Raw genomic sequence first — 11,857 nt, 5'->3', positions numbered from 1 at the left:
GCAGCATGGAGTTGCGTTGCTCCAAGGCCCGCACCGTGGTGGGGAAGAGGGTGGCCGCGCCGTTGTCGACCAGCGCCTGGTTGGCGCTCACGAAGGGGCGCACGGTGCGTTCGTAGGCGGCGAATGCCGAGGAGTGGTCCGGGTGTGTGGCCAGGGCGTGGGCGAGCATGTAGGCGCCGACCAGGGCCAGACTGGAACCCTGTCCGGTCAGGAACGACGGGGCGTACGCGGAGTCGCCGACGAGCGCGACGCGGCCGCTGGACCAGCGCGGCATACGGATCTGGCCGGCCAGGTCGAAGAACAGGTCGGTGGCGTCGTCCATCGCGTCCACCAGGGCAGGGACCTCCCAGCCCGCCCCGGAGAAGGCAGCGGCGACCAACTCCCGCTGTGCGGCCGGGTTTCGGAGGGCGTCGACTGGCGGCTGTGGCCGGTGAAGGGTCAGGAAGGCGTGCACGTCGTCGTGGCCGCCGACGGCGTAGAGGGCCGCGGCCCTGCCCGGGGAGTTCCACATCATCAGTTCGCGAGAGAGCCCGAAGGTGTTCGGCATGGTGAACAGGGCGAAGCAGTAACCGAGGTACCGGTGGAACTGTTCCTCGGCGCCGAACACGGTCCGACGGGTCTGTGAGTGCATTCCGTCGGCGCCGATCACCAGGTCGAACATGCGCCGGCGCCCGCTGCGGAAGCCGACCTCGACGCCCGGTCCGTCCGGAGGGGACTGGTCCAGCCTGTCGATGGCGTCACCGAAGAGGAATTCCACGTCGTCGCGGATCGACGCGTACAGGGCGTCGGCCAGATCTCCGCGACGCACCTCCAGGTCCTGGCTCCGGTTGACGGCCCCGGCAATCGCGCCAGGGACCGAAGTCACCTGCAGTCCATCGGGGTTGAGGAAGGTGTAGCGGCGTGCGTCGATGTGCACGTCGCGCAGCCGCGGCAGGATCCCCATCCGCCGGACCACCTCGATCGCGGTGCCGCGGATGTCGATCGGGTAGCCGCCGGCGCGCAGCGCGTCCGCCTTCTCCACCACCGTGACCGCGAATCCGTACCGGTGCAGCCAGTACGCCAGGGTGGGTCCGGCGATGCTGGCCCCGGAGATCAGAACCTTGGTGGGGGTCATACCTGGGCTCCCTTCTTCGTGACACGGACGACGAGCAGGGACAGCGCGGCGACGAGTCCGGCGACGGCGAACCCGGTGACGAACGCCGATTCGGCCGGCAGGCCCGTCTTCGCGTCGGCTCCGGCGTCGAGGATCGCGCCGCCGATCTGGGCGCCCACGGCGACACCGATCACGCGGGTCACGACGAGCAGGCTGGTGGCGATGCCGGTGTCCTTGGTGGCGACAGCGGTGGCGGCGCTGGACAGCAGGGCCGTGGAAGCGACGGCCGCGGCGAACCCGACCAGCACCTTCGCCAGGACGAGTTGCCACGGTGCGGAGTGCAGCCACACCAGCGCGAACATCGTGGCCGCCGTCACGACGGCGCCCGTGGCGACCACGGCACGTGCGCCGAAGCGCCGCGCCGCGACCCCGCCGACCGAGTCGCTCAGCGATCCGGCGAGCGCGCCCGGCAGCAGGAACAGTCCGATGTCGGTGGTGCTCGCGCCGAAGCCGTAGCCCTCCGCCGGCAGCGCGAACAGCTGCGGGAGCAGGAAGACCACCATGCCGAAGCCGGCGGCTGTGACGAGGGTGAGCACGCACGCGTGCCACATGGCGGGCTTGGCCAGCATGCGCAGATCGACCATCGGCGATGCTGTCCGGCGCTCGACGGCCACCCACGCGGTCGCGAGGGCGGCGACGAGCAGCACGAGGGCGACGACCGCGAGGGGCGGCAGGCCGGAGCCGGTGACCTTGACGAGCCCGACCATGAACACGAGCAGGGTTCCGCTCAGCAGGAGCACACCGGGCCAGTCGATCCCGTCGTCCGACCGGGACGGGGGATCATGCGGCATCTGCCGGGTCAGGACGAGCGTCGCCGCGACGATCACGATCGTCGGCAGCGCGAACATCCAGTGCCAGGACAGGCCTTCCGAGATCGGCCCGGCGAACGACGTCCCCACCATGCCGCCGCCCGTGAACAGTGCCATGACCACACCGATCGCCACCTGCGAGCCCGCTGCGGGCAGGTGCCTGCGCACCAGGATGAAGGAGAGCGGCAGGGCGCCCACCATGACGCCCTGCAGGACCTGGCCGAGCAACAGCACCGGCAGGATCGGTGCGAGGGCGGCCAGCAGACCACCGGCCGACACCACGGCCATCAGCAGGATCAGGACCCGCTTCCCGCCGTAGCGGTCACCGAGCTTGCCCGCGACGGGTGCGACGACCGCGCCGGTGACGAGCAGAGTGTTGCCGATCAGGGCCCCTTCGGCGGGACTGACCCCCAACTCGCCCTGCAGCAGCGGAAGTGCGGGCTCCAGCACTGACTGGAGGGTGCCGAGGGCGAGGGCCAGGAGACCGAGGGCAGCGATCGACAGCTTGCCGATGCGAGCCGGGCCGACGGATGAGGTCCGCCCTTCGGACGTGGATTCGGATACGGAAACTGATGCGGAGTCGGATACGGATTCGGATACGGACGAGTCATTCCACACGCGTGGATCACTCCAGACGCCGTCAGGCTGAGGGAATGCGCGAGATGCGCGCGCCTTCCACCCTTCCTTCCGGCACCCGTGCCGGGCATCGTCCCCCGAAGCCGTCTGCCCCTGGTGCGTACGCACCAGCCACGCAGACGTCTGGTGCGTACGCACGTGACCCGCGGCTGCTGCTCGGCGGTGACGCGGCCGTCGGTGCGGCCCGATCAGCTGCCGGGAAACGTATGATCACCAGATGTCTGAGATGACGACCGAGAGCGCGACCGGCTGGCTGGCGAGCGACGAGCTCGAGTCCGCGCGGGGCCGCATGCCGATCCTGTACGTAGAGGCCGTCCCGGTACGGGTGGACGACAGTGGCCAGGTCACGCACGTGGGCCTGCTGCTGCGCATCGGCCCCGACGGGACGGTGAGCCGGAGCCTGGTCTCCGGGCGCGTGCTCCACCACGAGCAGCTGCGCACCGCGCTCCTGCGCCACCTGGAGAAGGACCTCGGCCCGGTGGCGCTGCCCCGCATCCCGGCCTCACTGCAGCCGGTGACGGTCGCCGAGTACTTCCCCACGCCTGGGGTGACCCCCTTCCACGACCCGCGCCAGCACGCGGTGTCACTGGTGTACGTGGTTCCGGTCAGCGGCGACTGCGCACCTCGGCAGGACGCCCTCGACCTGGTGTGGTTCACACCGCAGGAGGCGGTGTCCGAGGCGGTGCAGAACGAGATGCAGGGCGGACGCGGCGTGCTCCTGCGGCAGGTGCTCGCGCATGTCGGGGCCTTGATCTGATCCGAGCGGCCGGCGCCGGTGCAAGCCGGCACCGGCCGGTTGGGGCCCGGGCAGGGCGCGGCGGCGCGCTGGACACCGACACCGACAGGCACGTGATCGCCGGACCGTGCAGAGTTCCCTGATGTGGGTCGGGTCGGGTCGGGTCGGGTCGGTCGGGAGGACTGGGCAGTACTGGGCTCTGAAGAGTCTGAGAAGCAGATCCGATCAGTGGATTCCCACCGCATCGAAGGCGCCCTCGACCGCGGCGACCTTGCGGGCCAGTTGGTCCGCGGGCAGGGCGCGGAACAGGGTCCTTGCGCTGGCCACCACTGCGCGTCGACTGTCGGCGAACTGCGAGGTTCGTGACAGGCGTTGCGTGAGGGCCAGATAGAACACGGCCGCCACCTCGGTCGGGCTCAGCGCGAGTGTGTCGCCCTCGGCCTGGCCGGTGAACAGGTGGAAGGCGGCCTTGTTGTGGATCCCGCTATTGACGTGCACGCCGCCCCAGTCGCCTTCCCGGGTGTAGGGCAGTACGCGGAATTGATCCATGTGGGCAGGCTGCCCGAAGCGAGGTGGATCCGAGAGGTCGCGGAACGGCTTGTCCCCGGCCAAGAGGTTCTCTCCGAGCAGCCAGTCCCAGGTCCGGGGGTCCTCCTTCCCCGCGTTGGCGACAATCGTTCCGAAGATGTCCGAGTAGGACTCGTTGAGCGCGCCCGACTGGAAGGCGTATTCCAGGCGCGATGTGTGGGCCGTGACGCCGTGGAACATTTCGTGTGCCACCACGTCGATGTTGGCGGACAGCGAGCGAAGTTCGTCCTTCTCGCCGCGCCGCAGTACCTGGCCGTAGACCATCTGCCGGCCGTTCCAGAAGGCGTTGACCCATTGCTCGGGGCCGGGGCTGCTGTCGGCGACGACGCAGTTGATGGTCGACTGTATGGGGCCTCCGCGCCCGTCGATGTTGTCCCGTCGCAGCACCGTGCGCAGGAACTCGGACACGGCGACCGCGTTCGCGTGGGCGCTGACCGAACCCGGCGTCCAGGCGGGAGGATTGACGATGGGGTCGCCGGGCAACCGGCCGTCGTCGACAGAGGGGTCACCGAAGTCGAAGTCGAAGGTCTGGACGTTGTGGACGGGGTCGTTCATTTCCAGGGCCTCGCCTCGCCGGGAGACGAGGAACGTGCGTTTGACGTTGTAGCTGTCGGTCGCCGTCTGCTCCTCACCCGCGGCCATGCTGGGCGTGCGCGGCAAGACGGTCACGACCTGCCCGTCGTGGGCGTCCACCACGTAGTCGACCAGCCGGGGCGGTTCGGGTTCGCTCTCCTGGCCCGACCGGGGCGGGGTCACACGATCCGAGGTCACCGGCACGTCCTCGAGGATGTACACGAGCCGCCAGCGAGACGCGCCGGCGTCGAAGTAGTGGTTCAGGCGGGGAACCACACCGGCCAAGTCGGGGACGTATCCATCCGGCGCGGCGGCGGCCGCCGCGAGGGCGTCCTTCGGTGAGACGGCGGCGACCGGGGCGATGGCCTCGGGCTCGCCGAGAGCGGAGTCGATGCTCACCAGGTCGTTGGCCTTGTCGAGTTCGACGGTCACCAGCGAACCGTAGACAGGAATGTCGTTGAGCATCTGACGGAATTTCACCGTGCGCGTGTCGGTGAGCGGGATCGTCTCCGTGCCGAGCATCTTGAACCGGCTGGTCGTCCCGCTCACCACGGGAGCGCTGAAGGACGGCACTGCTGTGCTTTCCAGGGCCTGGTCGAGGTAGCGGCGCGCCGCCATTTCCGGATCGAGGTCGCGTTCACTGTCGAGCCCTTCCGGGCGAATCCCGGAGTATTCCGCTTGCTCCTCGTGGAGTTGCGCGACGGCGTGGGACGAAGAGTCGTCGGATGTGTGCAAGGAGAAGGCGATCAGGCCGTTCCGTGTGTCTTGTTGGTCGGGCATGGTGCTATTCCTTCCCGGTCGGTGTGTGCGGTTTGCCGAACAGTTCGGTCTCGGCGATGTACAAGGCGTGCAGTGGGTGGGGTGATACGCGGAATCCGGCCGTGGCCGCCACCGCCCTCTCCGCCGCGTTCTCTCCTACGAACAGGCAGCGGGTGGCGGGGACGCCGGCGCGCTCTCGTCCGCGCTTGAAGAAGGTGGGCTGGGACTTGTCCAGCCCTTCCACCGAGCTGAACAAACAGAGGTGAGGCTCGACCAGGCCCGACCATCCGGCATCGGCGACCAGTTGGTTCATTCGTGCCGCGCTCTCGTCCCCGGTGTTGGACATCAACCCCAGCGATACGGAGACTCCCTCACCCCCTGCCTTCAGCCGGGCCAGGACTTCGGAAACGAACGGGTACACGTCGAGACGGGCAAGGTGCCCTCCCTCCACGATCGCGCTCGCCAGCGTGTCGCCGATGTCGAAGAAGACCGCGTAGATCCGTTCCATCTGCCGCTCCTCAATGGTCAGTCGGCCGTGGGGAGTTCCTTCGTCTTTTTCGTGAGGGTTTCTATGAACGTCGCCGCTTTCTTGGCCTGTATGCGGTGATTCCTCGTGCGCTCCAGTGCCCGGATCATGGAGCGGGCACGCCGGGTCTCCAGATCCTCGGTCAATGCCGTACGCAGTGAGCTACAGACGCCCAGGAGACGGTCGTAGACATCGGCCGGTACGGGCGTCGTCGCAGGACGCCTGCCGCCTTCGAGCCACGCTTCCAGTGACTGCTGCATCTCGTCGTATCGATCACGTGCGCTGTAGGAGAGGTACAGTCCGCCCTTTTCGTAGTACCACGACTGTAAAGACGTGTGGAATTCCTGGAGTTCGTGATCGGTGAGCCTCGGGCGGGGCCAGCGTGAGAGGTGTGAGGTCGCCCGCCAGACTTCCGGATACTTCTCCAGTCGCAGGTTGCGCAGGGATTCGTTGATGACAGCACGGCTGTTGAGTGCTGCCTTGATGGCAGCGACGATCGCGGTGATCAGTACGCCGCCGACGGCGCTGAGGATGGCGGCGATGAGGGCGTCGTTCATGAGTGCTCCGATTGATGATGCGGCGCTGCTCGCCCACACAGACGTCGGTGGCCTCATTGCCGTAGGCGAGGCGGAAGTACCCCAGGAGGTGCAGCGAGGGCGAGGACTGGGGCGCCGTCATGACGGCGCCTTCGCGAGCGCGTCCCGGATGCGTCCAGTGCGTGCGGTCATGGTGGAAGCACCCTCCCTGTGGTGGCGCACGGACAGTTCGGGGACCTCCGTCCAGCCGGGACCTCGGCCTTGGCGGGCCCCGGTCGTCGTGGATCTCAGGCTTCGTCGTTCTCGGTCCGCGTAGTCAAGGGGACCCTGTCCGCGTGGCCGGAGGCTTCCGGGAATCCCCTACATTGCGGGCGCCGCCGCGGTCAGCAGTTCCAGGACGCGCCTCGTCCTGGGGACCTCGGCGCACTCCGCGGGGTCCACGCCGCGTCGGCGCAGGCCGCTCTCCAGAGCCAGTTGGGCGATCTCCGCGCCCTGCCGGTCGACGTGGCGCGACAGCTCGACGAGGTCCGCACGGGCGCCTGAAGGGGCCGTCACGGCCCAGTGCTCGACGGTGAGCGGCATCCGTGACCACATCGACGCCGGCCACCGGCGGGCGACGACGGGACCGAAGACCGTCAACTCGGTCAACGGCACCGGACGGTCGGCGCAGTCGGCGAGGAACTGCCGCTGCGTGTACGTGAACAGCGCGTCCGGCGGCCCGCCGCCGGGCGTCACAAGGGTCACCGTTCCCGGCGGATGACGGGCGGTCACGGACGCCGACAGCATCCGTCGGTCGCCGCACCACTCGGACACGAATCCGAGCCGCTCGCGACCGTTGTGCCACGGCTCGCTCCAACGGCCGGTCAGCCGGGAGCGCAGACACGGGCGCAGCCGGACCGTGGCCTCATCGGTGTGACCACGGGTCTCGCCGAGGCGCAGGGTGACGCCGGAATCCTGAAGGGGCAGACGAGTCGGACGCGCGCCCGAGAGCTCGCAGAACCAGAGGCGCCGGGCATGCCCGCTCCCCGGAAGCGCATCCCAGATCCCCGCCGTACGCGCCTGCTCAAGGGAGACGGTCACCTTGAGCTCGACGACATCCACCCCTCGTTGAGCACTCACCACGCCGCCTCCTAGGGAGAGCACGCACCTGCCGACAGATGACCGCCCGCGTACGCGGCGGCGCATCGGGGAACTCCCCCGGATTTCTGCAGGACCGGGGGATACGCCGGATGTCTTAGTGCGGGACCAACGGCTTCCGGCGGTCTCCAACGGCCGGTGCGTGCGGAGCATGCTGGTCGGGCGACACGGAGTCGTGCTGTTCGCGCGTGCGGGGCATCACGGCGGCATCACGGGGGCATCATGGGCGAACCGACACGGCCGGGCGGTCCACGCGGAGCGTCGACCGCGGACCACCGCGCGTCCCGGGCGCAGAGCCCGGTCGGACGTGACGCGGAGTGTGCCCTGCTCGTCGGCCTGCTGCAGTCGCTGTCCGACCGAGGGGCCGCGTTGCTGGTGCTCGGTGACCCCGGCATCGGGAAGAGCACGCTGCTCGACTACGTCGCAGGGTGTGCCCGGCACAGGATCCTTCGGGCTCGCGGCGTCGAGTCCGAGGCCGTGCTCCCGTACACGGTGCTCGCCGACCTGCTCCTGCCGCTGCGACCGTACTTCGCCGAACTGCCGTCCATCCAGCGTCGGGCCCTGGAGACCTGCTTCGCCCTGGTGGAGGCCGACGAACCCAATCCGTACGCCGTGTGCGCCGCGACCCTCGGCGTCCTGGCGGCCGCCGGTGAGACCCACCCCCTCGTCCTGCTCGTGGACGACCTGCACTGGGCGGACCCCTCGTCGCGGCGCGCCCTGCAGTTCGTCGCGCGCCGCCTGGCCACCGAGCGTGTGGCCCTGGTGCTGGCCGCACGCCCGTCCCCGGACGACGACGTCACCTGGGAGGGCGTGCCCCGACTGACCCTTGCCCCACTCGACGAGGGCGACTGCCTGCGGCTGCTCACGCGGGACGGCGTGGACCCCGCCGAGCCGGCCTCGACCCGCCTGGTGCGGCTCAGCATGGGAAATCCGCTGGTCCTCGTGGAGTACGCGAAGGCCTTGGTGGCCGCCAAGGAGAGCGGTGACGAGGTGTCGGAAACGGCCTGGGAGACTCCCGGGCCGCTCGTGGAACGGGCCTGGTGGAGCCGACTGCGGACGCTGTCCCCCGAGACACGCACGGCACTCCTGTACGTCGCCGCGTGCCACACACCGGAACTGGGCGTCCTGGCACAGGCCCTGGCCGCCGAGGGGATGCCGCTCACCGCTCTCGACGAGGCCGAGGAGGCGGGGCTGATCCACGTCCGCGGCGCCGCGTACGAGCTGCGGCATCCCGTGCTCAGGGCCCTGGTGTTCCGGCGCAGCTCGGTCGCCCAACGACTGCACGTGTACCGGACGTTGGCGGACCTGTCGGCCGGAGAACTGCGGACCTGGTATCTCGCGTCCGCCACGGTCGGCACCGACGAGAAGGTCGCCGAGGCGCTGGCCGACGCGGCGGCACGGTCCCGCCGCCGCGGCGCCCTCGGCGCGGCGGCCCACGCCTGGCGGCGCGCCGCCGAACTGTCGCCGTCGGCCGGGGCCAGGGCGCAGCGACTGCTCAACGCCGCCCGCGACGCCTTCTACAGCGGCGCGTCCCGCGACGCCGTCGACTGGTGCGAACAGGCCCTGCGCTGGAGCCGGGACGCGCGCCTGACCGCCGACATCGAACTGCTCCGCGGCCAGGCCTGCGGCTGGCTCGGTGAGCCGGCCCGTGCCCACCGGGCCTTGGTCGCGGCCGCCGAAGCGGTGGAACCCGTGGACCGTGCGCGGGCCTGCGCCCTGTACGCCACGGCCACCCTGCCCGCGACGATGGACGGCCGGATGAGAGCCGCGGTCGACACCGCCGCACGGTCGGCGGCCCTGGCCGACCTGATCGAGAAGGAGGCGGGGGGCGCGCCGGGCGTCCTTCCCTCGCGGCACCTCGCGAACGTGATGCACGGCTGCGCCCAGGCACTGGCCGGCGGCGTCCAGGAGGGCCGGAGGCTGCTTCTCGCCGGGCGGGCGGGGCTGCACGGCGACTGGCCCCTGGAGGAACAGCAGTTCGGCGTGCAGATCGGTCAGGCCCTGTCCTGGGTCGACGAGCGGGACGCCGCCATGAGCGTGCTCGACGCCGTCATCGACCGGGCCCGTCGCGAGGGGGTCCCGGCCCTGCTGCCGTACGCCCTCATCGGGCGGTGCGAGGTGACCTCCTGGAGCCGGTGGCAGGTGGCCAGGGCCGCCGGCACCGAGTCCCTGCACTGGGCACTGGAACTCGGGCACCGTGCGATGGCCGGATACGCGCAGCTGCTGATGGCACGCCTCGACGGGCTGCGTGGCGACCGGGCCGGCTGCGAGGACCGCATCGCCGACTACGAGCGCCACTGCGGCCACGACCTGCGCGGTCTTGAGCTCTTCGCGCAGGCTGCACTCGGCTCGGCGGCCCTCACCGCGGGCGACCCGGAGACAGCCCGCGCACACCTGGTGCGGGCCCTGTCCATCGCGGACGAGATCGGCCTCGACAACCCCAATCTGATGCCCTTCCTCAGCGAACTGGCCGAGGCCCACGTACGCGTGGGGGATCCCGCCGCGGCGGCCGCACTCGCCGACCGGCTCGATCAATGGGCCCGCACCACCGCCCTCGTCTGGCCGGCCGCCGCACACGCACACTGCCGGATCATGCTCGCCGAGTCCGCGGACCAGGTGGACGTCTGGTTCCGCACCGCGGAACACCTCCACGCGCGAACGGAGATGGTGTTCGAACGTGCACGGACCAAGCTGACGTGCGGCACTCTGCTGCGCCGCTTCCGCAGGCCGGCGGCCGCCCGCGGGCTGCTCCTCGACGCCCAGTTGGCCTTCGCCGGCCTCGGCGCGGGGACCTGGCAGGCGCGGGCGGCCACTGAGCTCGCCGCGGCGGGTCACCGGGCCGTCGAGGCACGGCCCACGGTGCCCCCGATCGACCGCCTCACCGCCCAGGAACTCCAGGTGGCGCTGGCCATCGGAGACGGGCTGAGCAACGGCGAGGCCGCCGCCGCCCTGTTCGTGTCCCGCAAGACCGTGGAGGCGCATCTGACCCGCGTGTACCGAAAGCTCGGAGTGCGTTCGAGGTCTGAGCTGGCCGGATATCTGGTGCGGGCGGACATGGTGCGCTGACAGGACACCCGGGACGACGCGAGCGACGGAGGAGTGGGGGAGTGCGGCAGGTGGCCCCCCTCGCCACCTGCCGCACTCCACCGGGCCGGGGTCAGGCCAGGGTGACCTCGACCGGCAGCTTCTTGATGCCGTTGACGAAGTTGGAGCGCACGCGCGGCACGTCACCGGCCAGCTTGATGTCGGCCAGGCGCGGGACGAGCTCCTCGAACATGATGCGGATCTCGGTACGGGCGAGGAGGTTGCCCAGGCACAGGTGCGGGCTGCCCTTGCCGAAGGTGACGTGGTCGTTGTTCTCGCGCGCCACGTCCAGGTCGTACGGGTCGGTGAAGACGGCCTCGTCACGGTTGCCGGACGCATACCACATGACGACCTTGTCGCCCTCCTTGATGCGCTTGCCGCCGAGCTCGACGTCGCGGGTGGCGGTGCGGCGGAAGTGGTAGACGGGGGAGGCCCAGCGCAGGAACTCCTCCGTGGCGGAGGGGATCAGCGACGGGTCGTCCCGGAGGCGGGCCAGCTGCTCGGGGTGCTGGAGCAGCGCCAGCATGGCGTGGGACATGGTGTGGCGGGTCGTCTCGTTGCCGGCGACGACCAGCAGCAGGAAGTAGTTGTCGAAGTCCTGGGCGGAGAGCGGGACCCCGTCGCGCGGGGTCTCGTTGACGAGCCGCGAGACGATGTCGGTGCCGTCCTTGCCGCGCCGCTCGCGGGCCAACTCCCTCCCGTACTCGAAGACCTCGAGGGAGGCCGGGGAGCGGAACGGCAGGTCGCGGTACTGCTCGCTCTCCGCGCTGTGGAGCAGGACGTCGGCGTAGTCGGGGTCGGTGTTGCCGATGATGCGGTTGCCCCAGTCGATGAGCTGCTGGTTGTCCTCCGGCAGGACGTCGAGGAGGCGGGCGAGCACGTTGATGGGGAAGTCGGCGGAGATCTCCTGGACGAAGTCGAAGCGGCCCTTGGGCAGGGCGGCGTCCAGGGTCTGGGCGGTCAGGCCGCGCAGGAAGTCCGCGTAGCCGTTGATGACGCTCGCGCCGAACTGGCGCTGGATGACGCTGCGCAGGGCGCGGTGGCGGACGCCGTCCATCTCCAGGATGGAGGCGCGCTTCTTGATCTGGTCCTCGTCGACCTCTTCGAGGTTGACGAACTTCGTCGACGTGAACGTCTGCGCGTCGCGGTCGACGGTGGCGATGTCGGCGTGCCGGGTGACCGCCCAGAAGCCCGAGTTGGGAGCGTCCTCCTCCTGCCAGTGGACCGGGTCCTCGTGGCGCAGGGTGTGGAACATCCGCCAGGGCGTGGTCGGGTCGGCGAAGTTGTTCAGGTCGGCGAGGTCGACGTCGGCCAGCGGCA

Annotated in this window: 9 protein-coding genes; 2 read left to right on the top strand and 7 right to left on the bottom strand. The window is 70.2% G+C overall.

Going from position 1 to position 11,857, the window contains the following annotated elements; genetic code table 11:
* Both M4J07_RS42725 and M4J07_RS42720 read right to left on the bottom strand, forming a co-directional pair.
* Positions 1-1,114: FAD-dependent monooxygenase (locus M4J07_RS42725; RefSeq protein WP_255981718.1), on the bottom strand; the 1,114-nt coding region annotated here is incomplete at its 3' end.
* Positions 1,111-2,442: an MFS transporter gene (locus M4J07_RS42720; RefSeq protein WP_305128909.1), complete on the bottom strand. Its 1,332-nt coding sequence runs from the start codon at positions 2,440-2,442 to the stop codon at positions 1,111-1,113. The genes M4J07_RS42725 and M4J07_RS42720, both read right to left, overlap by 4 nt.
* 373 nt (positions 2,443-2,815) lie before the next feature.
* Here M4J07_RS42720 and M4J07_RS42715 point away from each other — a divergent pair, with 373 nt between their 5' ends.
* Positions 2,816-3,355, top strand: a complete 540-nt coding sequence (locus M4J07_RS42715; RefSeq protein WP_255981716.1) for an NUDIX hydrolase family protein — start codon at positions 2,816-2,818, stop codon at positions 3,353-3,355.
* A 204-nt stretch (positions 3,356-3,559) separates the two neighbouring features.
* Here M4J07_RS42715 and M4J07_RS42710 read toward each other — a convergent pair whose 3' ends face one another.
* From M4J07_RS42710 to M4J07_RS42695, 4 genes are all read right to left on the bottom strand, one after another.
* On the bottom strand, positions 3,560-5,275 hold the full coding sequence (locus M4J07_RS42710; RefSeq protein ID WP_255981714.1) for a M4 family metallopeptidase: 1,716 nt from the start codon (positions 5,273-5,275) through the stop codon (positions 3,560-3,562).
* 4 nt (positions 5,276-5,279) lie between these two features.
* Entirely contained in the window at positions 5,280-5,762 is a 483-nt protein-coding gene (locus M4J07_RS42705; protein WP_255981712.1) for an HAD family hydrolase, read from the bottom strand.
* A 17-nt stretch (positions 5,763-5,779) separates the two neighbouring features.
* The gene (locus M4J07_RS42700) at positions 5,780-6,337 is read right to left on the bottom strand and encodes a hypothetical protein (RefSeq protein WP_255981710.1); all 558 of its coding nucleotides are present in this window, start codon (positions 6,335-6,337) and stop codon (positions 5,780-5,782) included.
* A 339-nt stretch (positions 6,338-6,676) separates the two neighbouring features.
* The gene (locus M4J07_RS42695) at positions 6,677-7,435 is read right to left on the bottom strand and encodes a hypothetical protein (protein WP_255981708.1); all 759 of its coding nucleotides are present in this window, start codon (positions 7,433-7,435) and stop codon (positions 6,677-6,679) included.
* Between the two features lie 240 nt (positions 7,436-7,675).
* On the opposite strand from M4J07_RS42695, the gene M4J07_RS42690 reads away from it, so the two are divergent.
* Positions 7,676-10,519 carry an AAA family ATPase gene (locus M4J07_RS42690; protein WP_255981706.1) on the top strand — a complete coding sequence of 948 codons (2,844 nt, stop codon included), beginning with the start codon at positions 7,676-7,678 and terminating at the stop codon, positions 10,517-10,519.
* Between the two features lie 91 nt (positions 10,520-10,610).
* Here M4J07_RS42690 and M4J07_RS42685 read toward each other — a convergent pair.
* Positions 10,611-11,857, bottom strand: a 1,247-nt coding sequence (locus M4J07_RS42685) for a cytochrome P450 (RefSeq protein WP_255981704.1), incomplete at its 5' end; no start/stop codon positions are given.

It is taken from the genome of Streptomyces longispororuber (assembly GCF_024448165.1).
Taxonomy (GTDB): Bacteria; Actinomycetota; Actinomycetes; order Streptomycetales; family Streptomycetaceae; genus Streptomyces; species Streptomyces longispororuber_A.
Note: the sequence above shows the minus strand (reverse complement) of the source record. Positions and strands in the feature narration are given on the sequence as shown.